Raw genomic sequence first — 23,938 nt, 5'->3', positions numbered from 1 at the left:
GACCCGGGCGGGAGCCCGCCGGCACGTCTCGCCGCGCGGCTCGCCCGGCTCGCGCTCGCCGTCCTCGTCGTGAGCGCGTTCGCCGCGAGCGCGCAGGCGGCGGAGAGCCACCTGCTGCTGAGCGAGTTCACCGGCGCCGACACGCCCGCCGGATCGCTCGGCAACAACGCCGACCGCGTCGACATTCGCCAGTCGAACGGCGACGTCTACGTGATCGACAAGCAGCACGGCGTGGTCGTCCGCTTCGACGCGGACGGCAACTTCCTCTCGGAGATCGGTCCGTTCTCGTTCAACGCCGAGCCCGGGCTCGCGGTCGACAACTCCGACACCGACTCCGAGGGCAACCTCTACGTCCTGCCGGAGTTCGGACCGCTCTCGGCGTACGACGCGTCGGGCACGCTGCTCTACCAGCTCAACGGCTCGACCACACCGGACGGTCCGTTCGGCGACGCCTGCGGCACGGCGGTCGATCCGGACGGCAACGTCTACGTCGCCGACTTCAGCCATCAGGCGATCTACAAGTTCGACTCGGCGGGAGCCTACCTCTCGACGATCGACGTCGCCTTCAACCCGTGCGACCTCGCGATCGACAGCGACGGCACGATCTACGCGATCGCCTGGCTGAACGCGGTGCACAAGCTCGCACCCGACGGCACCGACCTCGGCATCATCGACCAGGAGAGCCCGCGTGCGGTCGGCGTCGATCTCGCGACGCACCACGTCTACGTCGTCCACGAGAGCTTCGTCCGGGAGTTCGACGAATCCGGCAACCTCGTGAGCGAGTTCGGCCAGAACCTGGTCTTCAACGGGCGCGGCGTCGACGTCAATGCGGCGACCGGCAACGTCTACGTGACGTCGAACCCGTCGGTGGGCGCGCGCGTCCTGATCTTCGGACCGCTCGTCCCGGTGCCCGAAGCGACGACGGGTGAGGCGACCAACGTCATGACGACCAGCGCGACGCTGAACGGCGTCGCCGATCCCGCCGGCGCGGGCGACATCGCGGAGTGCCACTTCGAGTACGGCACGGACACCAACTACGGCAATTCCGCGCCGTGCGTGCCGGCGCCGCCGATCTCGGTCGAGACCGCGGTGTCGGCCGACGTGAGCGGTCTCACGCCGTCGACGGTCTATCACTTCAAGCTCGTCGTCGGGACCTCGGACGTCGGGACGGTGAGCGGCGCGGACATGACGTTCCGCACGAGCGGCCCGCCGCTGATCGGCCCCCAGGCGGCGACCGACGTCACCGACAGCAGCGCGAGGCTGAACGCGGCGGTGAACCCGTCGGGCTTCGACACGAGCTGCGTGTTCGAGCTGGTCGACGACGCGACCTTCCAGACGTCCGGCTTCGACGACGCCGACACGCTGCCGTGCGTGCCGGCGAACCTCGGCGCGGGCTTCGACCTCGTGCCGGTGAGCGCCGACGCGACGGGTCTTGCGTCAAGCACACTCTATCACTTCCGCGTCGTGGCGACGAACGCGGAAGGCACGACGAACGGCAACGACACGACGTTCCGCACCGCGGGTGTTCCGATCGTGATCGCCGAGTCGGCATCGGAGATCAGCGACACGAGCGCGCGGCTCGACGCGACCATCGTTCCGTCGGGCTTCCCGACGTCGTGCTTCTTCGAGTACGTCGACGACGCGACCTTCCAGTCGAGCGGCTTCGACGATGCGGCCACAGCGCCGTGCACGCCGGATCCGATCGGCGACGGCTTCGGCGAGGCGACGGCGAACGCCACGATCACCGGGCTCGAGCCGGGCACGACCTACCACTTCCGCGTCGTGGCGGAGAACCAGGTCGGCACGGCGACCGGTGACGGCGACACGTTCGAGACCCGACTCTCGTTCCTCGATCTGGTCGACACGTTCGGCGGCAGCGGGTTCGCCGGCGGACAGTTCTCGTCGCCGCTCGGCATCGCGGTCGACCAGCGCGGCGGCCGGTTCTACGTCGCCGACAGCGGCAACGCGCGCATCCAGCGCTTCAGCGCGCGCGGGCGCTTCCAGAGGGCGTGGGGCTGGGGCGTGCAGAACGGCTCCAACGCGAGCCAGGTGTGCCGCACCGCGGCGACCTGCCTCCCCGGCATCCCGGGCTCGGGCCCGGGCCAGTTCGAGGTCCCGGCCTTCATCGCGGTCGACAACTCGAACAGCCCATCGCGGCGCTCGGTGTACGTCGGTGACGCGGGCACCAACGTCGTGCAAAAGTTCAGCCCGGCCGGCAAGCTGCTCGCGACGATCGACGGCTCGAACACGCCGCAAGGGTCGTTCGGTGTCCTCGTCGGCGTGGCGGTCGATCAGAGCGGCAACCTCTGGGTGGCCGACGCCGCGAGCGGCACCGTCATCCAGTTCGACCACGCCGGCAACTTCCTCCAGCAGTGGACGACGACGTCGTTCGGCATCCAGGCGATCGCCGTCGACTCGGCGAACGACGCCGTCTACCTGATCAACTTCAGCGGGGCGACGGAGCGCTTCTCGCTCACCGGCGGGCCGGCGACCCCGGTCGATCCGGGCCCCGGCACGGCGCTCGCGATCGATCCCAAGACCGGCAACCTGTACGTCGACCTCGGCGACGCCGTCGCGATCTACGCGCCGACGGGTGAGCTCATCGACGAGCTGTTCTCGCTCCGCGGCGCGACCAACTCGCGCGGCCTCGCGTACTGGTCGGCGGGCTCGCCGGCCGGTCGTCGGCGGACGAGCCTGCTCGTCACCGACGCCGTCCTCGACGTCGTGCAGGCGTACGGCGCGCGTGGACCGGGTGCGCCGTTCATCACCGCGCAGCGTGTGGTCGGCGCCGGCAAGACGGCCAAGACCGTCGAGGCGACGATCGTCACGCGCGGTCGCCGGACGACCTGCAGCGTGCAGCTCGTCACCGCGGCCGAGTTCGAGCAGAACGGCTACGCCAACGCGACCACCGTTCCGTGCACGCCATCGGCGCTGCGTGCGGGCTACGACTACCAGGAGGCCAGCGGGACGGTCAGCGGGCTCGTGGTCGGCGACTTCTACCACGTGCGCGTGGTGGCCACGAACTCGGGCGGCACGACGTTCGGGCCCGACACCACGTTCCAGGCGGGTCCGGGCGCCTGGACGCCGTTCAACCGCTGCCCGGTCGACGATCCGGCGATGCTCGCCACCGACGGCGTGACCGTGACGCCGGTGTGCGTGGCGTCGAACTCGAGCCACGGCAGCATCAAGCTCGGCAACCTGGAGCCCACGATCACCGGCAACAGCAACCTGCAGGGTGGGCTCGTCGCCGACATCAACACTGCGACCTTCACCTTCATCGCGCCGCTCGACGGCGCGCTCGTGGCCGACCCGGTCGACACCATGGTCGGCACGGCCGTCATCACGGCGACCGTCGAGTCCGCGGGCACGCCGACCGACTTCGATCTCCTCGCCGGGATCGAGGTCGGCAGGCCGATCCTGACGCTGCCGGTCAAGATCCACCTCGTCGGCCAGAACATCGACCTGGGACCGAACTGCTACATCGGCTCGGAGGCGGATCCGATCGTCCTGCACCCGGCGAACACCGACATCTCGAACGCGATGGCGGAGTTCGTGTCGTTCGATCCGGACGGCACACCCAACCCGAACGGACCGCTCTCGGCGCTGATCGTCACCGGGACGACCCAGGGCGACAGCACGTTCTCGGTGCCGGTGGCGACCGGTTGCGGTCCGAACGGAGACGGCTCGCTCGACGCGGTGATTAACGCGCTCGTCGGCCTGCCGTCGCCGTCGGGCAACAACGTCCTCGTGCTCGAGGACGCCGGCTCGGCGCTCGCGCTGCCGGCGGTCCCGCTCACCGGGGCCGAGTTCGCGGCCTTCTGGCACAGCGCGTTCGACGACTGAGCGAACGCGCGGCGGCGCCGGGTGGGGGCAACCCACCCGGCGCCAGCCGGCGGTGGCGAGTGTTCGAACAAGACTGCGCGATCGCCGGCTCGCAGCTCCGCAGGGGCGCGCCGTTCTATACGTGTCGGACGAGCGGTGGCGCGGGGGAAGGTCCGCCGGCGCCCGAGACACGCTATGACGCAACGGGACCGACTCGCGATTCGCAGGGCCGTGACGCTGCTCGTGCTCGCGCGACGGACTCACTTCAGCGTCGTGGCTTCACGTGTGAGCCGCATTCGACGACGCACTTCTTGCGTGGATCGCGTCGCGACTCGCTGACTGCGAGCCGTGGAACGTGGAGTCCACCGCAGCGGACACGCTGTCCATTATATCGCACAGCGCCGATCGCGATTCGTCGTCTGGACACAGGCTTATACTTGACTGATGGCGGCACGTATCGTGCTCTTCGCGGTCCGACCAAGATTGGACCGCACTTGGGCGGGCCTCGGCACGGAGCGGCTAGATGGAGACCGAACTGAAGGAACTTTACCGCGAGCTCGGCTTCACCGGCCGCCTCGAGGACGCGCATCTGCTTGCGAGTCCGGGCGCGCTCTTGTCCGGATCCTTCGCTGAGGAGCTCGCATCAGGTGCCGTCGTCGACGGATTCATCGCCAAGGCCCTCTCCAGGGTGCTCGAGGAGGACCCTGACGGTCTGGTCGCGATCGTTCGCAAAACCGTCAAGCAGGACGTGTCCGCGAACGACCTGCGCGCAGCAGTCGGACAGATCACGCAGGCACTTCGCGATCCCGCCCCATTCGCGGCACAGCTCCGCGCGACGCGTGCGGCACGCGAAGCGGCGTTCCCTCCGCCGGATGGAATCCCCGTGTACGATGGGATTACCGTGTCGCCAGGCGAGCAACGCTACGAAGTGCGCGGTGATCTGCTCGGCTGGGTCGCGAACTGCGGCGGGTATTGGTTGCTGCAGAAGGCACATCTGCTGAAGCGCGCTCGGCGTCCCGTGCACGCGGCAACGTCTCGGTTTGTTTATCCGATGCGGCTTCGGAACGGCGACCTGGTTGGCAAGAACGACACGATCTCGGTCGCGCTGTTCAGCGACTTCGCGACCGGAACGTACGGGTCTCGTTACGTGGCAAAGGCCATCGAGATCCTACACCCGACCTACGCGATCCATTTGGGCGACGTATACTACGCCGGGACGTGGGGAGAGGTGGATGCGCATCTGCGCCGGCCACTTGAGCCCCTCTTTCCGACGTCGCGGGTCTTCGCGCTCAACGGCAACCACGAGATGCTGTCAGGGGGATTCGCGTACTTCGACTTCATCGCGCGCAAGCGCGGCGAGTACCCAGGCATGCAGGAGCAGGAGTCAAGCTACTTCTGCCTGCGCGGGCCCTACCACCAGATCGTCGCCATCGACACCGCCTACGACTACGCAAACGACGGCCGTCACCTTGCTCCCGAGCTCGGAGAATGGCTGCACGACCGACTTTGCGAGGGATACGACGCCGATCTGAAGAACATCCTTCTGAGCCAGCATGAGCCGTTTGGGCTTGGGGATGTCGAGGCGCGTCCGCTTTTGGAGGATGTTCGCAAGTATGCGCGCGACGCGAAGGGCAAGTGGTTGGTCGACTTGTGGTTCTGGGGCGATGAGCATTACTGCGCACTCTTCGACCCATCGGACGACGCGCCGTTCGTGGCGAGCTGTATCGGGCACGGTGGCTTCCCAGTGGATATCGCCGACGTCCAGCGACGCGAGTCCGCTGCCCGGCTCAACGGTGCATTTGGCAAGATGAAATGGGTTGACGCCTCTCCTCGTTTCCCCACCATCCGGGAGAACGAACTCGGCAACACCGGTTTCTGCGTGATGCAACTCGGTCCGGACGGTGTGTCGCTGACTTACCGCAACTGGCTTGATCAGGAGCTGCAGTCGCTTTCGTTTGCCGCATGAGTATGAAGCCTGGAGGGACACGCGATGAGCCCAAAGCGAACGAAGTTCCGCGAAGCGATTCAGCTCGAGTTCGAGAGGCGTGGCGAGACTCCGGCTCGTGGCGTTATCGCAGCGCTCGCCGACGTGGGTGTCGGGCACATGGAAGCGCAAGGGGCTGGCTCCCGCTCGATCCTGATCCTCAGACGATGCGGAGGCTCACGGCATCTCAGCTGGTCGTCAAGTACCTCGCCGGAGTCGATCCCAGTCCGCTGACCAAGGCGGTGTATCGGGGGCAGTTCTACACGAATCTCGACGCGCTCTTGGACGACGAGATTCGCGATGGAAAGCTCGCGCTGGCGGACATCGACGACGACGTGCAGCAGGCTCTAGCCGCGTTTGCGCTCGGCTGCTGGGACGAGAACGACTACCGCTTCATGCGCACGCTGATCCCCGGCTTCGTTGCGTCGTACTTCGTCCTTGGGACACGAAGCTGACGCCGCCGCGCCGCGTAGGTTGCACGTACGCAACTGATGACACTCGAATGGGGAGGCGGATGTCCCTCCGTGAACTAAGCGACCAGCTCCGGGACCGTGCGAATGCGAATCTCGCGGAACTGCTGCCGGGTACGTCGGTGCGCGGCTTCGGTGTTGGACCAATGCTGCTCCTGGCCGCGCTCGGAACTCGAGACGATAGAGATTCGTCTTCCGCCACAGCTGGCGCGGACCACGATCTGCAGCCGATCACGCATGACCTCGTCGAGCGGATCGTTCGCGAGGCGACGGATCGTGCGAACGTCCCGTTCCGCGAGGAGGAGGCGCGCAAGGTTCTCGAGCTGCTACGCAGCGGCGAGTTTCACCGCGACCTCGCGAGCGGCATCGTGAGTCTCCTCGTGCTGCTGCAGATCGCGCCTGGCCGAATTGTCGAGGAAGTTCTTGCCCTCCCCACGCTTCCCGCGGATCTGTTGTCTGCCGCGAAGCGGGATCTCTTGCGCACGCTCACCGATGTGGAGGTGCGTGGGCTCTTGGTGGATCTGAAAGATGGCCGGATCGACGATCCGCCCAACTTTCTTCGTGAGACGCTACGCGAGGTCCTGAACCGCGCGACCATCAACGCAGTGGTGGAAACGCTGCGTGCGCTGATTGCCTCCGAGAACGAGACCTTCCGGCTCGCCCTCATCGTCTACGCACGATCCCAGGGATACGACATCGACGAGGCCGACCTCGACGCACTCCACGCTGCACTGGATCCGGCGAACCCGAATGTCGAGCTACTCTTTGACCGTGGGCTCCAGTACGTCCGTCGTCGAGCCGGAGGTCCGGGCGAGGCTTCGGAGATCATCCAGCGCCTCGCGTTCTTGAGTCCTGCGTAGTTCTCCCGTTCGAGGATCTCAAAACGTCTGCCGCGCAGCCCCCGATCCACCTCTCGAGCGCTCCTTCGATGTGGTCTATGCAGGCCGGGAGGCGTCGACCTCGAGCCGCGGTAGCATCGAGCTCGGTAAGCTGCCGCCCACGATCACTGGCAACGGCACCTGCGGGGTGGCTCGTCGCCGGTCTCAACGCCGCTGTCTTCACCGTCATCGCACCGATCGACGGTGCGCTGGCGGCCGACCCGGTCGATACGATGATCGGCACGGCCGTCATCACGGCGACCGTCGAGACCGCGGGGACGCCGACCGACTTCGACCTCCTCGCTGGGATCGAAATCGGCAGCTCGAAGGGGTCTGCGAAGCACCCGAAGGCGCTCGGCGACGCGTCACTCGATGAAGCTCACCACGCCGGTGCGGATGTCGTAGACCGCGCCCGCGATCTTCATCTTGCCCGCGCTCTCCGCCTCGCGCAGCAGCGGGCTCTTCTCGCGAATCCGCTTCTGCACGGCGACGACGTTGCGGCGGACCGCGTCGTCGACGTCGCTCGCGCCCGCGATGCCGGGCGCGATCACGTCGACGATCGCGTCGATGTGCCCACCCGGGCGCTTGCCCTCGAACGCGGCCTGCACGGCGCCGCACGAGGTGTGGCCGAACACGAGCAGCAGCTTCGCGCCGAGCGCAGCCTGCGCGTACTCGAGGCTGCCGAGGTTGGTCGGCGAGTCGGCGATGTTGCCCGCCTCGCGCACGACGAAGATGTCGCCCAGGAACTGATCGAAGATGATCTCCGGCGCGAGCCGCGAGTCCGCGCAGCCGAGCACGGTCGCGAACGGTGCTTGACCGGTCGCGAGGTCGACCCAGATGTGCTCGATGTCCTCCGTGCTGCGCACGCGGGGCTGGTTGTCGACGAAGCGCCGGTTGCCCGCGCGCAGCGCCGCGAGCGCCTCGTCCGGCGTCGCGGGCACCGGATCGCGCGGCGGGACGTCGCCTGCACGGCTCGGCGCGGCGCGCGAGGTCAGGGCGAGCGCGCCGACGGCTCCGCCTGCGAGCCCCGCGAGGACGCGCCTTCGCGTCGTGTGTTCACGGACGTCGCTCTTCGTACGCATGTGGCAAACCTCCTCCAGGCGCACGTTCGGCGCCTGTGTCGTGCGGCCCGCGACTCGAGCCCCGTGATTCCAGCCTGGCGGATCTTTCGGAGCGCACGCGATCGGCAAACCGAGCTCGTCCGCCTCGGGGTAGGCGACTATGACCCGAATGTCGGATGGACCGCAAAGGCCCGTCCGATTCGCTCGCGGGTCGGCGACGAAAGACGCGACGCCGGAGCCAGCCATCGCGATCGCCTTGCACGGTCGCGTCCATCTCGAGCTGCCGAGAGATGGCGAGACGGAGCGAGCATGCTGCTGTTCATCCGCTGACTTCCCCGCTGCGCCTCGCAGCGGTGACGTCGAAGGCGTACGTCAACCTGCTTCGTGCTACGGCGTGCTTGCGTCGCGATGAGGTCGGGGAAGCGTCGTGGAGGCGTGGGCTTCGTAGATCCCCACAGGACCGAACGCGATCGGCTGCAAAGCCGGGCCGGCTCGCAGCACCGGCTGGATCCTCCGCGAAGGCCGTTCTTTCGTCTCTCGCCCTCCACTACGAGTGGGACACGGTCTCGTGCGACGCGAGGCAAGGAGGGCGCGATGAGCATCTTCGGCAAGATCCTGGGGAAGATCTTCGGCTCCGGGCGTGCGGAGGCGACGACGGCGTCAAGTAGCTCGGCCCCAGCCTCGAGCGCGCGACCCGCCGCGCCCGTGGCCGGCGGCTCGGCGGGAGCGGCCGCCGCACCGGCGCGCGCGCCGATGTCGCAGGTCGACGTCGCGGCCGTGCTCGACGACCTCGCTGGCAAGAGCAAGCAAAAGCTCGACTGGCGGCATTCGATCGTCGACCTGATGAAGCTCCTCGACCTCGACAGCGGCCTCGGAGCGCGCAAGGAGCTCGCGCAGGAGCTCGGCTACCGCGGCGACACCAGCGACTCGGCGACGATGAACATCTGGCTGCACAAGCAGGTGATGGTGAAGCTCGCCGAGAACGGCGGCCGCGTACCGGACGAGCTCAGAAGCTGAGCTCTGTCGGTCACGCCCGGGCTCACGCAGGAGCCGCTCGACTGGGCGTGATCCGCTGCGGACCACTCGCGACGCGACGACCGGCGTGAGGGGCGCGGCGTTCGTCGTGCGTCTCGTCGCGGGGGGACGTCGCCCAGGAGCGGGTCGAAGACGATCTCCGCCGCGAGCTGCGCGTCCGCGCCGCCGTCCCTTGTGACGGCGCATTCTTTTCCCGACAGTACCCGGATGCAAGAAGTTCTCGATCGCCTGATCGAGCTCCTCGACCTCGAGGAGCTCGAGGTCAACATCTTCCGCGGACGCAGCCCGCAGGAGAACCGCCAGCGCGTGTTCGGCGGGCAGGTGGCGGGGCAGGCGCTGGTCGCGGCGGGACGCACGGTCGAAGGTCGCGTCGTGCACTCGCTGCACGCGTACTTCCTGCGTCCGGGCGACCCGTCGATCCCGATCCTCTACGAGGTCGACCGCATCCGCGACGGCGGCAGCTTCACCACCCGCCGTGTGGTCGCGATCCAGCGCGGACACGCGATCTTCCACCTGTCGGCGTCCTTCCAGAAGATCGAGGACGGACCCGAGCACCAGCTCGCGATGCCCGAGGCGCCCGATCCGGAGACGCTCGAGCCCTGGGCCGAGTGGATGACCGAGCGCATGGGCCGCGTGCCGGAGCAGGTCAAGCAATGGTTTCTACGCGAGCGGCCGATCGAGGTCCGCTACGTGCCGCCAGACAAGAACGCGCCGCCGGGCTCCACGCGCCAGCTCGTCTGGATCCGCGCGCGCGGACGTCTTCCGGACTCGCCGCTGCTGCACCAGTGCGTCGTCGCCTACGCGTCGGACCTGACGCTGCTCGACACCGCGCAGATCCCGCACGGCATCACCTGGGCGGACCCGCGCTACCAGGTGGCGAGCCTCGACCACGCGATGTGGTTCCACCGTCCGTTCCGCGCCGACGACTGGCTGCTCTACGTGCAGGACAGCCCGTCCGCCTCGGGCGCGCGCGGGCTGTGCATGGGTCACCTGTTCACCCGCAGCGGTCAGCTCGTGGTGTCGGTCGCGCAGGAGGGGCTGATGCGGCCCGTGCGGGAGAAGCGATGAACGGACTCGCGGGGAAGGTGGCGCTCGTCACCGGCGCCGGCAGCGGAATCGGCAAGGCGATCGCGCTGCGGCTCGCGCGCGAGGGCATGCGCGTCGCGGTGACCGACCTCGACGAGCAGGCCGCGCTCGCGGTCGCGCGCGAGGCGGGGCAGGGCGCGATCGGGGTGCGCCTCGACGTCGCCGACGAGGAGAGCGTGCGCGCCGGCGTGGCGCGCATCGAGCAGGAGCTCGGCGGCATCGACTTGCTGGTGAACAACGCCGGCTGGGACAAGGTCGAGCCCTTCGTCGAGAGCCGCCCCGAGACCTGGGACAAGCTGATCGCGATCAATCTCAAGGGACCGCTGCTCTGCGCGCACGCGGTGCTGCCGGGGATGATCGCGCGCGGCCGCGGACGCATCGTCAGCATCGCGTCCGACGCGGGGCGCGTCGGCTCGAGCGGTGAGGCGGTGTACTCCGCGGCGAAGGCGGGCGTGATCGGCTTCTCGAAGACGCTCGCGCGCGAGGTCGCGCGCCACGGGATCCTGGTGAACGCGGTCTGCCCGGGCCCGACCGACACGCCGCTCTTCCATGGCATCGCGCAGGAGAACCCGAAGCTCGGCCAGGCGCTCACCCGCGCCGTGCCGCTCGGTCGCCTCGGACGCCCAGAGGACGTCGCGGGCGCCGTCGCGTTCCTCGCCTCGGACGACGCCGCCTACATCACCGGACAGACGCTGTCGGTGAGCGGCGGGCTCACGATGGCGTGACGCCGAGCGCTCGGCGACGCGTCACGGCGTCTGCGCGACGGTGTCCGCGACGTACGCGCCGCGCTCGCCGAGCGCGCGCTCCGGACCGACCGTCGAGTCGCGCTTCGTCTGCTGCTCGATCTCGGCGTTGAGCTCGGCGCCGAGCACGACGACGTAGGCGCTGACCCACATCCACATCAGCAGCACGACGATCGCGCCGACCGAGCCGTAGGTCTCGTTGTAGCTGCCGAAGCTCGCGACGTAGATCGAGAAGCCGGCGGAGCCGACGAGCCACAGGACGGTCGCGACCAGCGCTCCCGGGCGCACCCACGCCCAGGTGGCCGGACGGCGCGACGGCCCGAAGCGGTAGAGCAGGGCGAGCGCGTTCATGCCGGCGAAGAACAGGATCGGCCACGGCAGCAGACGCGCGAGCCAGGCGAGCCACGTCGGCAGGGGCAGGAGTGCGACCAGCGCGGGCACGGCGACGATCAGCAGCAGCGCGAAGACCACGAACAGGATCATCCCCGCGGTGAGCCCGAGCGAGAGCAGCGTCAAGCGCAGGAAGCCGCGCTTCTCTTCTTCCTCGTAGGCGACGTTGAGCGCCATGATCAGCGCGTTGACCGCCTTCGAGGCGCCGTACACGGCGAGCAGCACCGCTCCCGCGAGCCCGAGCCCGAGCGCGGACGACGGCGTCTCGGCGACGTGCCGCGCCTGCTCGGCGATGATCGTGCGCGCTTCCTGCGGCAGCGCCGGCGCGTTGGCGAAGAACTCGGTCGCCGACGCCGGGTCGGCGACGAGCCCGAACACCGCGATCACCGCCGCGATCGCCGGAAACGCGGCGAGCAGCCCGTAGAACGCGACCCCGGCGGCGATCAGCGACGCGTTGTCGCGCGAGAGCTCGCTCTTCGTGCGCCACAGGATGTCGCGCCAGCCCGAGCGCGGAATGCCGGCGGGCGTGCGCGCCTCGCGGCCGCGTCCGCTCTGGTCCTCGGGTCGTACGACGGGGTCGCCCACGAGGCGGGATCGACGCAAGGCTCGTGCCCGCGGCGGGACGCGCGGTGCTGCTTGACTGGCGCGGCTCTGCACTCGCGGGCTCGCGCGAGGAGCGTGAGGAGCGTGCAGAACCTACAGCCCTGCGGAACGGTTGGGGACAGCGCGCCGACGCGAGTATGGTGGTCGACGAACGGAGGAGGATGCCCCATGCCCACGCGAGCGACCGCGGCCGCCAATCGCGGCGACCGCGCCACCCAGATCCTGGGACACGCCGCACACCCGCTCGACGCGCTCTTTCGCCCGCGCTCGGTCGCGGTGGTGGGCGCCACCGAGACGCCGGGCAAGGTCGGGCGCACGCTGCTCGCGAACCTGATCAGCAGCCCGTTCGGCGGCACGGTGTTCCCGGTCAACCCGACGCGCTCGAGCGTGCTCGGCGTGAAGGCCTATCCGAATCTCGCCTCCGTGCCCGATCCGGTGGAGCTCGCGGTGATCGTCACGCCGGCCGAGACCGTGCCGGGCGTCGTCGAGGAATGCGTCGAGCTCGGCGTCCGCGGCGCGATCATCATCTCCGCGGGCTTCAAGGAGACCGGCCCCGAGGGCGCCGCGCTCGAGGCGCGCATCCTCGCGACCGCGCAGCGCGGCGGGCTGCGCATCGTCGGCCCGAACTGCCTCGGCGTGATGAACCCGGTGACGGGCTTCAACGCGACCTTCGCGGCGGGCATCGCGCGCGCGGGCTCGGTCGGCTTCATCAGCCAGTCGGGCGCGCTGATCACCGCGGTGCTCGACTGGGCGCACCGCGAGCACACCGGATTCAGCACCGTCGTGTCGCTCGGCTCGATGCTCGACGTCGGCTGGGGCGACGTCATCTATTACCTCGGCGACGACCCGCACACGAAGAGCATCGTCATCTACATGGAGACGATCGGCGACGCGCGCGCGTTCCTGTCCGCGGCGCGCGAGGTCGCGCTCACCAAGCCGATCATCGTGCTGAAGCCCGGGCGCACCGCGGCGGCGGCGCGCGCCGCGGCGTCGCACACCGGCTCGCTCGCCGGTAGCGACGATGTGCTCGACGCCGCGTTCCGCCGCGCCGGCGTGCTGCGCGTCGACAGCATCGCGCAGCTCTTCGGCATGGCGGAGGTGCTCGCGCAGCAGCCGCGGCCGAAGGGCAAGCGGCTCACGATCGTGACCAACGCGGGCGGGCCGGGCGTGCTCGCGACCGACGCGCTGATCGAGGGCGGCGGCGAGCTCGCGCCGCTTCCCGACGAGACCAGGTCGGCGCTCGACGCGCTGCTGCCCGCCGCCTGGAGCCACAACAACCCGATCGACATCCTCGGCGACGCCCCGCCGCAGCGCTACCGCGAGGCGGTCGAGATCGCGGCGAAGAATCCCGAGAGCGACGGCCTGCTGGTGATCCTCACCCCGCAGGACATGACCGATCCCACGGGCAGCGCGGAGCAGATCAGCGGGCTCGCGCGCGGCACCGGTGGTCCGGTGCTGGCGAGCTGGATGGGCGGCCGCGGCGTCGAGGAGGGGACGCAGCTCCTGCAGAAGGCCGGCATCCCGGTCTACGAGTACCCCGACGTCGCGGTGCAGATGTTCAACTTCCTGTGGCGCTTCTCGGAGAACCTGCGCGCGCTCTACGAGACGCCCGCGAGCACCGCGCCGACGGCGGAGCGCGAGCGCGTCGCGGCGATCATCGACAAGGCGCGCGCCGAGCGCCGCACGATCCTCACCGAGGACGAATCGAAGGACATCCTCGCGGCGTACGGGATTCCGGTCACCGACACGCGCGTCGCCGCGAGCGAGGACGACGCCGTGCGCGCCGCCGACGCGATCGGCTACCCGGTGGTGGTCAAGCTGTTCAGCCACACGATCACGCACAAGACCGACGTCGGCGGCGTCAAGCTCAATCTCAAGGACGCCGACGCCGTGCGCGAAGCCTATCGCGCGATCCGCGCCTCGGTCGCGAAGGCCAAGGGCGACGAGCACTTCCAGGGCGTCACCGTGCAGCCGATGATCAACTACAGCGGCTACGAGCTGATCATCGGCTCGAGCGTGGATGCGCAGTTCGGGCCGGTGCTGCTCTTCGGCATGGGCGGCACGCTGGTCGAGGTGCTGCGCGACCGCGCGCTCGGCCTGCCGCCGCTCACCACGACGCTCGCCCGGCGCATGATCGAGCGGACGCAGATCGCGAAGGCGCTGCACGGCGTGCGCGGCCGCGACCCGGTCGACCTCGCGGCGCTCGAGCAGCTGCTCGTGCGCTTCAGCGAGCTCGTCGTCGAGCACCCCTGGATCGCCGAGATCGACATCAACCCGCTGCTCGCGTCCGCGAAGCAGCTCATCACGCTCGACGCGCGCGTCGTCCTGCACCCGCCCGACACCGACCCCGCGAAGCTGCCGCGTCCCGCGATCCGCCCGTACCCGACGCAGTACGTCGACGAGTGGCGCTCGCCGAGCGGCGCGACCTTCACGATCCGGCCGATCCACCCGGCCGACGAGCCGCTCGTGGTCCGCTTCCACGAGCAGCTCTCGGAGGAGACGGTCTACGCGCGCTACTTCCAGCACCTGAAGCTCAGCCAGCGCACCGCGCACGAGCGCCTGACGCGCATCTGCTTCATCGACTACGACCGCGAGATGGCGCTGGTCGCCGAGTACCGCGATCCCGAGACCGGCGAGCGGCAGATCGCCGGCATCGGACGCCTGTCGAAGGCGCGCGGCCTGCCCGAGGCGGAGTTCGCGATCCTGATTGCGGACCGCTGGCAGCGCCACGGCCTCGGCACCGAGCTCCTGCGTCGTCTGGTGACGGTCGGGCGCGCGGAAGGACTCGAGCGCATCTGGGCCGAGATGCTGGCGAGCAACGCCGGCATGCGCCGCACGAGCCAGCGCGCGGGCTTCCACCTGCGGATCTCGCCGGATGACGCCACGCTGGTGCGCGCGGAGCTCGATCTGCGTGGCTCTACTTGACGGACACGACGGGGCGAGCCGGTGACGGAGCGGGCGGGGCGGCGTGGCGCGTCGCCTTGCGATGAAGAAGCTTCCGCCCGCCGTGCCCGCTACTGCACGCTCGGCCGCGCGCGGCCGACCTGCGCGAGCTTGAGGTCGAGCAGCTGACGCACCGCCGGGCGGCGGAAGAAGGGCAGCAGGTCCTCGACCGCGATCGTCGTGCCTTCCTCGTCCTCGCGGATCGTCCAGCCGAGGTCGCGCGCCATCGCGCGGATCACGTTGAGCGGCAGCTCGGACTTGACGCGCTTCAGGTTCACCTTGGTCAGCCGGATCGGCTGGTAGTCGGCGACCACGCGCGCGCGCTCGATGCGGTAGGAGAGCATCTCCTCCGCCATCTCCGCGAACGTCTCGAGCACCTTGCGCGGCGGTCCTGCGGGCGCGGTGCCGTTGCCGGCGCCGTTGGCGGCGCCGTCGAGGAGCGCACGCACCTCGGCGGCGGTCGCGGCGTCGCGGTCGGGAAGCACCGCCTGCCAGACGCGTTGCGCGACCTCGGGCGAGAAGCCGCACTCGACCGCGTCCGTGGGACGCAGGACGAGGTGGCGCCAGCGCACCCAGCGCTCGTTCGCGTTGGCGGCGTTGCTGCCGTTCGTGGAGTTGTCGGTGCTCGTGACCTCGGCGGACATTTCGACTGTCCGTACCAAACCGCGGCGCTTCGCCAAGATTGCTTCCTTCGCGACCTGCCCGTAACGTCCCGCCGTTGCGCGACGGAGGTGACGGATGACGACGCAGTGCGACGATGGAAAGCTCCTCGGCGGGGTGCGCGTCATCGAGAGCGCGCTGCTCGGCCCGGGCGCGGTGGGCATGCACCTCGCCGACCTCGGCGCCGAGGTGATCAAGGTCGAAGGGCCGGGCGGCGACTACGTGCGCAAGATGGCGTTCCCGATCGTCGACGGGATCTCGCTGCTGCACTGGCACCTGAACCGCGGCAAGAAGTCGATCGTGCTCGACCTGCGCAAGCCCGAGGCGGTCGAGGCGTACCTCGACCTGGTGCGCGGCGCCGACGCGGTGATCGAGGCGATGCGTCCGGGCGCGCTCGAGCGCCGCGGCATCACCTGGGAGCGCATGCTCGAGGCGAACCCGCGCATCGTCTTCTGTCAGATCTCGGGCTACGGCGCGACGGGTCCGTACAAGGACATGCCGAGCCACGGCATCGCCTACGACGCGTGGGCCGGCGTCGCGCGCCCGACGCTCAACGAGCACGGCATGCCGACGATCCCGAGCTACACCGCGGTCGGCATCAACGCGGGGCCGCTCTACGCCGCGCTCGGCATCTGCGCCGCGATCATCCGCGCGCGCGCGACCGGGCAGCCGTGCCGCTTCGAGGTCGCGCAATCCGACGCCGCCGCCGCGTTCAACTGGAACGGCATCGAGGGCAACAAGGCCTACGAGCGTCCGGAGGACGAGGTCACCGGCAACGACGGCGACGGCAAGGGACCGCGGCGGCCGGTCGGTGACGACAGCATGCGCGACTCGGTGCGCTACCAGATGTACCGCTCGAAGGACGGGATGATCCTGTTCATGGCCTCCGAGCGCGAGTTCTGGAAGAACTTCGCGTACGGCGTCGGACGCCCGGAGCTCTACGAGCAGAACCCGGGCGCCAAGTACGCCGACCACGCGCGCGGCAACCTCGAGCTGCGCCGCACGCTGGCGGAGATCTTCGCGCAGCGCACGACCGCCGAGTGGGTCCAGTTCGGGCTCGAGGTGAACACGCCGATCTGCCCCGTGAACGACGTCAAGAACATCGTTCGCGATCCGCAGTTCCAGCACCGCATGCCTTTCCGGCCCTACCAGGAGGCGGGCACCGACCTGATGCCGTCGCCGATCAAGCTGATCGGCGGCGAGCTGCCGGTGCCGGAGAAGGCGGCGGTCGAGCCGGGGCGCGACACCGCCGAGGTGCTCGAGCGCGTGCTGGGTTACGACGCGGCGCGCATCGAGCGTCTGCGCGCGGCGGGCGCGCTCGGCTGAACGCGCGTCAGCGCGACGGCGACGTCGGCGCGGTGCCTGCGCTCGCGTCCGCCCGCGCCTGGTCGTTGAGCCCCCAGTCGTAGGGCACGAAGCGGATCTCGTAGCCGCGCGCGCGCTCGAGCTCTGCGCGCCGCTCGGGCGTCACGTAGAGCGCGACGTAGTCGAGCAGCGTCGCGTCCTTCCCGGGATACCGCTCCTCGAGCCAGCCCGTGAAGTCGCCATCGTACCAGTCGAGGAGCGACGACAGGGAGACGACGCGCGCCGCGTGGTCGATGCGCAGGTTGCGCTCCTCGGCGAAGAAGCGCCGCGTCTCGTCGTCGAGCTGGCGCTCGAGCTCGTCCGCCGCGAACGCGCGCCGCGGCAGCCGCGGGCAGCCGAGCGACGCGCAGTTGAGCGCGAAGTGCACCCGCGGCTCGCGAAAGCGCGGCCGGATGAGGGAGTTCTCAAGCGCGTAGAGGCTCGTCGTCTCGCCGCCGAGCGTGATCCGCTGCAGAAGGAAAAAGCCGATCTTGTCCGACGCGAGCGACAGCGGAAACGGCGTGCGCAGCGCGGTGACGCTCGGGATCGGGTAGTGGCGCAGCACCGTCACCAGCACGGCCGCGTTGTAGGCGTTGATCCAGTAGGCGAGGCGATCGTCGCGCGTCGGGAAGAGGTCGGGGTGGCTGTCCGGGCTCACCGCGGCGAGCAGCGCGTAGTACCGCTCGAGGTCGTCCGGCTCGCGCGCGAGCGCGGCGTAGTCGACCAGCCCTCGATCGTCGACGTGGCGCGCGAGCACGCGGTCGAGGAGCGCGTGCGAGAACGGCGGCGCCGATGGCGGCGGAACGCCCGGCACGGTCGGACGGATCGCCGTGCAGCCGCCGCAGAGCGCGCCCAGCGCCGTCACCGAGGCGAGCGCCAGCGCCGCGCCGACGCGCACGCGACGAGCAGCGCCGCTCACGCCGCGCCGGCCGCCGCGCGCACGCGCTGCGGGAAGCGGTGCAGGTTGTTGAACGCGCAGAACGAGTACACGCCTTCCGCGTCGGTGATCCCGTAGCAGCAGCGCGCAATGCGCTCCGGATCGAGCGCGTCGCGCTCCATGAAGCTCTTCGCGAAGAGCAGGATGTGCTGCGAGCGCAGCACGTTGAGCGGGTTGCGGCCGAAGATCGGCGCCGCCTTGGCGATCAGCGCCCACGCGTTGCGGTTGCACAGGTACTCGAAGAAGAAGTCGCGCTTGCCGCGGAAGAGGGCGAGCACCTTCTCGCGCGCGTCGTCGCCGAGGAAGCGCAGCAGGTCGTCGCGCGTCACGTACTTGAAGAGCGGCTCGAGCCGCCCGTCGACGACGAACGCCAGCGACATCGCGTTGCACAGCGGGTGGCCCAGGTGCTCGGAGCGGAAGGTGTCGGCGGGAAGCCCCGTCTGCTCCTCGATCAGGCGCAGCAGCGCGGGCAGCGGATAGCCGCCGTGCTCCTCCGGCAGGTCGAAGCGTCCGGTGAAGCGCGTCGCCGACTGGAAGTTGATCGCGCGCACGGTGTCGATGTTGGCGATGCCGAAGCGCACGACGTCGCCGAGCTCGCCGTCGTTGACGCCGCGGGTGACGGCGACCGCGAGCGTGCAGCACAGCCCCGCGCGCCGCGTCGCCGCGACCGCGCGCTCGCGCACCTCGGTCATGTCGCGTCCGCGCAGCGCGAGGTAGGTCTCGCGGCGCAGGCCGTCGAACTGCAGGTAGACCGCGGTGAGCCCGCGCTCGCGCAGCCGCAGCAGCAGGTCGGGATCCTGCGCGATGCGGATGCCGTTGGTGATGAGCTCGATGTTGCGAAAGCCGAGCTCGCGCGCGATCGCGACGACCTCCGGCAGCTCGCGGTGCACGGTCGGCTCGCCGCCGCTGATCTGGATCGGGATCGGCTGCCCGGTGACGGCGAGCAGGCGCTCGAGCCGCCGGCGGACTTCCGGCACGGGCACGTCGTGCGCCGGGTTGTTCGCGTCCGAGAAGCAGACCGGGCAGTCCATGTTGCACCGGTTGGTGATCTCGACCATCGCCATCATCGGGCGCGTGCGGCCGGCGACGAACTCGCCGGCGCGCGGCTGCGGCGCGAGCGCGGTTGCGGATTCGGCGAGCGTCGTCATGGCGGCATTGGATGCGGGCTCGGCCCGCGCGATGCAAGCGGATCGCGGGTGCGAGCCGTGTCGCGCGTCTCGTCGCACGTCTTGCAGGCCCTATCGTTCTTCGATTGAAGCGCCGCCATGGCAGGCGTGCCGCCGCGTGGCGAGAGGGTGCCGGCGGAGCCGCTGCGCACGGGCGACGTGAACGAGGGGGAAGAGGGGAGGAGCGCGCCTGCGCCGGACGCCGGCGAGCGCGTCGGGCGGAGGTCCGCGGCGCGCGCGCTCGGAGCCGGTCGCCGTCTCGGGCTCGTCGCCGTCGTGCTGTGCGCGCTCGCGGCGACGCTCGCCTACTCGAACTCGCTCGAGAACGAGTTCGCGCTCGACGACAGCCACTCGATCGAGAGCAACGCCTGGATCCGCAGCCTGCGGCACGTGCCGCGCTACTTCGTCGACGCGACGACGTTCTCCACGCTGCGCACCAACGTCGACTACCGCCCGCTCCTGCAGACGACCTACGCGCTCGACTACGCGATCGCCGGCTACGACGTGCGCGTCTGGCGGGCGACGAACCTGCTGATCCACCTCGTCACCAGCGCGGCGCTCTTCTTCCTCGGGCGCAGGCTCTTCGGCTCGCGCGGCGTGGCGCCGCTGCCCGGGCTCGCGCCGCGCGACGGCGACCTCGCCGCGCTCGCGGCGGCGGCGCTCTTCGCGGTGCACCCGATCGGCACCGGCGCCGTCAATTACATCTCCGCGCGCTCGAGCTCGCTGGTCGCCGCGCTGGCGCTGCCGGCGCTCGTGCTCTACCTGCGCGCGCTCGCCGAGCCGCCCGCGCGGCTCGCGCGATTCGGCGCGCTCGTGCTTCTCGCGGCGGCGCTGCTGACCAAGGTCGAGGCGGTGAGCTTCCTCGGCGTGCTCGTGCTCGCCGAGCTGCTGCTCGACCCGGCGAAGCGCGATCGCGGGCTCGGCGCGCGTCTGCTCGACCTCGCGACCTGGAAGCGGCTCGCGCCGTTCGTCGTCGTGTGCGCGGCGTATCTCGTCCTGTGGTCGTCGCAGACCGCGCTCGACAGCGCGGCGACGCGTGCCGGCGCCACGATGACGCCCAAGGTCTACGCGCTCACGCAGCTGCGCGCCTGGTGGTACTACGTCGGCCTCGCGATCGCACCGCTCGAGCTGGTCGCCGACTACCCGTCGTATCCTCTGTCGCGCTCGCTCGCCGAGCCGCGGGTGCTGCTCGCGCTCGTCGGCTGGCTGCTCGTGCTGGCGGTGGCGCTCGCCTCGGCGCGGCGCGCGCCCGCGGCTTCCTTCCTGCTGCTCTCCTTCTTCGTCTGGCTCGCGCCGCACTCGAGCGTCGTGCCGCTGTCCGAGCCGGTGAACGAGCACCGTCCGTACCTGCCGCTCGCGGGAGTCTTTCTGCTCTTGACGGCGGGCGCGACCTGGGCGCTCGCGCGCTCGACGCGTCGTCCGCGGCTCGCGCTCGCGCTCGGCGTGGCGGTTCTCCTGGTGCCGCTCGTCGCTTTGACCCGCGAGCGCAACCTCGACTGGCGCAACGCGCTGACGCTCTGGCAGGACACGGTCGAGAAGGCGCCCGACTCGCCACGCGCGCAGATGAACCACGGCCTCGCGCTGATGCGCCGCGGTCGTCACGCGGAAGCCGAGGCGCGCTTCCGCGAGGCGGTGCGACTCGCGCCAGGCTACCACTTCGCGCACATCAACCTCGCGATCGTGCTCGCCGCGCAGGGCAAGGAGGCCGAGGCGCGCACGCACTACGACCGCGCGGTCGCGCTCGCATCGGGCGCCGACGCCCCGTACTTCTGGCGCGGGCGCTTCCGCGCCTCGCGCGGCGACTACGCCGGCGCGATCGCGGACCTCGAGCGCGCCGCCGAGCGCTCGGCGGCGCCGTTCCGCGAGTGGGTCGCGCTGAGCGTGCTGCTCGAGCACCTGGGACGTGCCGAGGAGGCCGAGCGCCGGGCCGCGCAGGCGCGCGCGGTCGACCCGGCGGGCTTCGAGGCCGAGCGCGCCGAGCTGCGCGCGACCCTCCTCGGGAATGCGCCCAAGCCCGCCGCCACCTCCGACGACGCCGTACGGATCATGAACGACGGCGTCGCGGCGATGAAGGACGGGCGGCTCGCCGAGGCCGAGGGCCGCTTCCGCCGCGCGCTCGAGCTCGCGCCGCGCTACGACCGCGCGCACACCAACCTCGGCATCGCGCTCGCCGCGCAGGGACGGCTCGAGGAGGCGCGCGCCGCGCACGACCGCGCGGCGGAGCTCGGCACCGACGGCGAGGCGCTCTACTGGCGCGGCCGCTTCTTCGCCGAGCGCGGCGAGCTCGCGCTCGCGGCCGACGACTTCGCGGCCGCCGCGGCGGCGAAGCCGGGCGGCGCGTCGCCCCGCGAGCTCGCGGCGCTCGCCGAGACGCTCGCGCGCGCCGGACGCGCGGACGAGGCCGCGGCCGCGATCGCACGCGGCGAGGCGCTCGACCGCAGCGCGTTCACCCGCGAGCGTGCACGGTTCGTCATGTCCGTGCTCTCGAAGAGCGAGCGTGCCGAGGAGCCGCGCTGACCGCTGGCCGGAGCCCGTCGCTCGCCACGGCTCGCACCTCGGCGTCGCATCCCTCGTCCCTCGGCGCGCGCCCGCCTCGTACCGTCCGCGCGTGTGGAAAGGCGCTTCCACTTTTCGCTTCGGCGCGGCATGCTGGCGGCACGATGGATCTCCACGGCAAGCTCTCCGCAGCACAGGTTCTCCTCGGGCTCACGCTCCTGACCTTCGTGCCGCTCGTCCTCACCACGCTGCTCGCGCCGTTGCGCGTGCGCGCCGAGCGCAAGTCGCGCCGCCGCTGACCCGCAGGTCGCGCCCGCTGATCCGCCGCGCGCGCCGCCGACGAGCCGCTTTGCCGCTCGGCCGCCGATCAACCGCGCGCGCGCCGCGGCAGCACGTCCGGGCCGAAGAAGCGCTCGATCATCGAGTCGATGCGCGGGCCGCGGCGCAGCGTGTGGCCGCCGTCGATCGCGAAGCACTGCCCGGTGACCCAGCTCGACTCGGGGCCCGCGAGGTAGCGCACGCCTTCCGCGATGTCGTCGACCGTACCGAGGCGCGCGATCGGCATCTGGTCGAGGTAGTCCTCGACGATCGCGCGGTCGTCGGTGAGCGGCATCGCCATGTCGGTCGGGACGAGGCCGGGCCGCACGACGTTGGCGCGGATGCCGAGCTCGCCGAGCTCGTCCGCCGCGACGCGGATCAGCATCTCGATCCCGGCCTTGCTCGCGCAGTAGGGCGCCATGTAGCGGTGCGTCAGCGGCCCCGCGATCGAGGAGATCGCGACGATCGAGCCGCCGCCTCCCTGGGCCATCTTCTGGCCCGCATGCTTGACGGTGAGAAACGTGCCGGTCAGGTTGACGTCGATCGTGTAGCGCCACATCTCGAGCCCGGTCGAGAAGATCGGACCGCCGGCACCGGCGCCTGCGTTGGCGACTGCGACGTCGAGCTTGCCGGTCGGACGCGCCGCGAGCTCGACCGCCGCCACGACCGCGTTCTCGTCGGTCACGTCGCACGTCGTCCACTGCACCTGCGCGCCTGCCGGTGCCTGCGCCGCGAGCTCCGCCGCGGCGCGCTCGAGCTTGTCTGCGGTGCGGCCCACGATCGTCACCGACGCGCCGTCGCGCAGCAGACGACGTGCGCAGGCGAGCCCGATGCCGCTGCCGCCGCCGGTCACGAGCGCGGTGGTTCCTGCGAGAGCCAGCTTCTGTTCGCTCACGAGCGTTCCTCCATGGTTGGGCCGTCAGGGTGCCGCGTCCGACGGCGGTCCGTCCATCGTTGACTCCCCGCGGCGCAGGTGCTCCCCTGCGCGCGAGCGATGAAGGTCGTTTCGTTTTTTCATCTGAAGGAGGTGCGCTGGGCGATCCCCGAGCAGGAGATCGCCGCGATCCGCGCCGAGCTCCCACAGGTCGAGATCTGCTCGGTCGAGGACGAGGCCGATCTTCCGGCCGCGATCGCCGACGCCGACGCGTTCGTCGGCTGGATCCTTCCTGCCCGAGCCTTCGCGCACGCGAAACGGCTACGCTGGGTACACTCGGCGAACGCAGGCGTCGAGGCGATTCTCTATCCCGAGATGGTCGAGAGCGACGTCGTGCTGACCAACGGCGCGGGGCTACACTCGGTGTCGATCCCCGAGCACGTGCTCGGGATGATGCTCGCGTTCTCGCGCAACCTGCACCAGGCGCTGCGCGTGCAGGCGCGCGGCCAGTGGGACCGCTTCGGGGTGATCGTCTTCGGCGGCGGCATCCGCGAGCTCGCCGGCAGCAACCTCGCGATCTTCGGCGCCGGCGCGATCGGACGCTCGCTCGCGCTGCTCGCCGCGGGGCTCGGCATGAACGTCCGCGTCCTGCGCCGGCGGCCGGACAAGCCCGTGCCGGGCGCAGAAGCCGTCGTCGGACCGCAGGACAAGCTCGCGCTGCTCTCCTGGGCCGACTTCGTCGTGCTCGCGACGCCGTCGACGCCCGAGACCGTCAACCTGATCGACCGCGAGGCGCTGCGCGCGATGAAGTCGTCGGCCTACCTGATCAACGTCGCGCGCGGCGATGCGATCGACGACGAGGCGCTGGTCGAGGCGCTGCGCAGCGGCGCCATCGCCGGCGCCGGGCTCGACGCCTTCCGCGAGGAGCCGCTGCCGCCGTCGAGCCCGTACTGGTCTATGGAAAACGTGATCTTGACGCCGCACGTCTCCGGCTACACGTCGGACTACTTCGGGCGCACGCTGGAGCTTTTCCGTGACAACCTGCGCCGCTTCGTCAACAGCGAGCCGCTGCGCAACGTGGTCAACAAGCGGCTCGGCTACGTCGAGGAGTGACGCAGATGCGCGCGC

Annotated in this window: 18 protein-coding genes; 12 read left to right on the top strand and 6 right to left on the bottom strand. The window is 70.4% G+C overall.

Going from position 1 to position 23,938, the window contains the following annotated elements; all coding sequences use genetic code 11:
• Positions 1–69 precede the first annotated feature (69 nt).
• From VIS07_11935 to VIS07_11920, 4 genes are all read left to right on the top strand, one after another.
• Positions 70–3,843 (top strand): hypothetical protein, encoded by a 3,774-nt coding sequence (locus VIS07_11935; GenBank protein HEY8516215.1) that lies wholly within the window; start codon positions 70–72, stop codon positions 3,841–3,843.
• Positions 3,844–4,345: 502 nt separating this feature from the next.
• Positions 4,346–5,788, top strand: coding sequence for a metallophosphoesterase (locus VIS07_11930; protein ID HEY8516214.1), 1,443 nt, complete (start codon positions 4,346–4,348; stop codon positions 5,786–5,788).
• 185 nt (positions 5,789–5,973) lie between these two features.
• Positions 5,974–6,261, top strand: coding sequence for a hypothetical protein (locus tag VIS07_11925; protein ID HEY8516213.1), 288 nt, complete (start codon positions 5,974–5,976; stop codon positions 6,259–6,261).
• 161 nt (positions 6,262–6,422) lie between these two features.
• Positions 6,423–7,136, top strand: a complete 714-nt coding sequence (locus VIS07_11920; GenBank protein HEY8516212.1) for a hypothetical protein — start codon at positions 6,423–6,425, stop codon at positions 7,134–7,136.
• 383 nt (positions 7,137–7,519) lie between these two features.
• Here the strand turns inward: VIS07_11920 and VIS07_11915 are convergent, their stop codons facing one another.
• On the bottom strand, positions 7,520–8,236 hold the full coding sequence (locus tag VIS07_11915) for a carbonic anhydrase (protein HEY8516211.1): 717 nt from the start codon (positions 8,234–8,236) through the stop codon (positions 7,520–7,522).
• A gap of 573 nt (positions 8,237–8,809) precedes the next feature.
• On the opposite strand from VIS07_11915, the gene VIS07_11910 reads away from it, so the two are divergent.
• The 3 genes from VIS07_11910 to VIS07_11900 all read left to right on the top strand — a co-directional run bounded on the left by VIS07_11910 (position 8,810) and on the right by VIS07_11900 (position 11,061).
• On the top strand, positions 8,810–9,232 hold the full coding sequence (locus VIS07_11910) for a DUF3597 domain-containing protein (protein ID HEY8516210.1): 423 nt from the start codon (positions 8,810–8,812) through the stop codon (positions 9,230–9,232).
• Between the two features lie 225 nt (positions 9,233–9,457).
• Positions 9,458–10,318, top strand: a complete 861-nt coding sequence (gene tesB / locus VIS07_11905) for an acyl-CoA thioesterase II (GenBank protein ID HEY8516209.1) — start codon at positions 9,458–9,460, stop codon at positions 10,316–10,318.
• Positions 10,315–11,061 (top strand): glucose 1-dehydrogenase, encoded by a 747-nt coding sequence (locus tag VIS07_11900; protein HEY8516208.1) that lies wholly within the window; start codon positions 10,315–10,317, stop codon positions 11,059–11,061. The genes tesB and VIS07_11900 overlap by 4 nt, the downstream gene beginning before the upstream one ends.
• Positions 11,062–11,082: 21 nt before the next feature.
• On the opposite strand, the gene VIS07_11895 is transcribed toward VIS07_11900, so the two are convergent.
• Entirely contained in the window at positions 11,083–12,054 is a 972-nt protein-coding gene (locus VIS07_11895) for a YihY/virulence factor BrkB family protein (protein HEY8516207.1), read from the bottom strand.
• A gap of 186 nt (positions 12,055–12,240) precedes the next feature.
• On the opposite strand from VIS07_11895, the gene VIS07_11890 reads away from it, so the two are divergent.
• The gene (locus VIS07_11890) at positions 12,241–14,997 is read left to right on the top strand and encodes a bifunctional acetate--CoA ligase family protein/GNAT family N-acetyltransferase (GenBank protein ID HEY8516206.1); all 2,757 of its coding nucleotides are present in this window, start codon (positions 12,241–12,243) and stop codon (positions 14,995–14,997) included.
• An 89-nt stretch (positions 14,998–15,086) separates the two neighbouring features.
• Here VIS07_11890 and VIS07_11885 read toward each other — a convergent pair whose 3' ends face one another.
• A complete protein-coding gene (locus tag VIS07_11885; protein HEY8516205.1) occupies positions 15,087–15,659 on the bottom strand; it encodes a hypothetical protein in 573 nt (190 codons plus the stop codon).
• 94 nt (positions 15,660–15,753) lie between these two features.
• Here VIS07_11885 and VIS07_11880 point away from each other — a divergent pair, with 94 nt between their 5' ends.
• A complete protein-coding gene (locus VIS07_11880) occupies positions 15,754–17,001 on the top strand; it encodes a CaiB/BaiF CoA-transferase family protein (GenBank protein HEY8516204.1) in 1,248 nt (415 codons plus the stop codon).
• 7 nt (positions 17,002–17,008) lie between these two features.
• On the opposite strand, the gene VIS07_11875 is transcribed toward VIS07_11880, so the two are convergent.
• Positions 17,009–17,938 carry a DUF547 domain-containing protein gene (locus VIS07_11875; GenBank protein ID HEY8516203.1) on the bottom strand — a complete coding sequence of 310 codons (930 nt, stop codon included), beginning with the start codon at positions 17,936–17,938 and terminating at the stop codon, positions 17,009–17,011.
• On the bottom strand, positions 17,935–19,104 hold the full coding sequence (locus VIS07_11870) for a radical SAM protein (GenBank protein HEY8516202.1): 1,170 nt from the start codon (positions 19,102–19,104) through the stop codon (positions 17,935–17,937). The genes VIS07_11875 and VIS07_11870 overlap by 4 nt, the downstream gene beginning before the upstream one ends.
• 117 nt (positions 19,105–19,221) lie before the next feature.
• Here VIS07_11870 and VIS07_11865 point away from each other — a divergent pair, with 117 nt between their 5' ends.
• Together VIS07_11865 and VIS07_11860 are read left to right on the top strand one after the other, a co-directional pair.
• Positions 19,222–21,639: a tetratricopeptide repeat protein gene (locus tag VIS07_11865; protein HEY8516201.1), complete on the top strand. Its 2,418-nt coding sequence runs from the start codon at positions 19,222–19,224 to the stop codon at positions 21,637–21,639.
• Positions 21,640–21,782: 143 nt separating this feature from the next.
• Positions 21,783–21,917 (top strand): hypothetical protein, encoded by a 135-nt coding sequence (locus tag VIS07_11860; GenBank protein HEY8516200.1) that lies wholly within the window; start codon positions 21,783–21,785, stop codon positions 21,915–21,917.
• 68 nt (positions 21,918–21,985) lie between these two features.
• Here VIS07_11860 and VIS07_11855 read toward each other — a convergent pair whose 3' ends face one another.
• On the bottom strand, positions 21,986–22,831 hold the full coding sequence (locus tag VIS07_11855; protein HEY8516199.1) for an SDR family oxidoreductase: 846 nt from the start codon (positions 22,829–22,831) through the stop codon (positions 21,986–21,988).
• Between the two features lie 99 nt (positions 22,832–22,930).
• Here VIS07_11855 and VIS07_11850 point away from each other — a divergent pair, with 99 nt between their 5' ends.
• On the top strand, positions 22,931–23,923 hold the full coding sequence (locus VIS07_11850; GenBank protein ID HEY8516198.1) for a D-2-hydroxyacid dehydrogenase: 993 nt from the start codon (positions 22,931–22,933) through the stop codon (positions 23,921–23,923).
• The last annotated feature ends 15 nt before the right edge of the window (positions 23,924–23,938 follow it).

Source organism: Candidatus Binatia bacterium (assembly GCA_036563615.1).
Taxonomy (GTDB): domain Bacteria; phylum Desulfobacterota; class Binatia; order UBA12015; family UBA12015; genus DATCMB01.
This window is presented reverse-complemented; position numbering and strand designations above follow the sequence as displayed.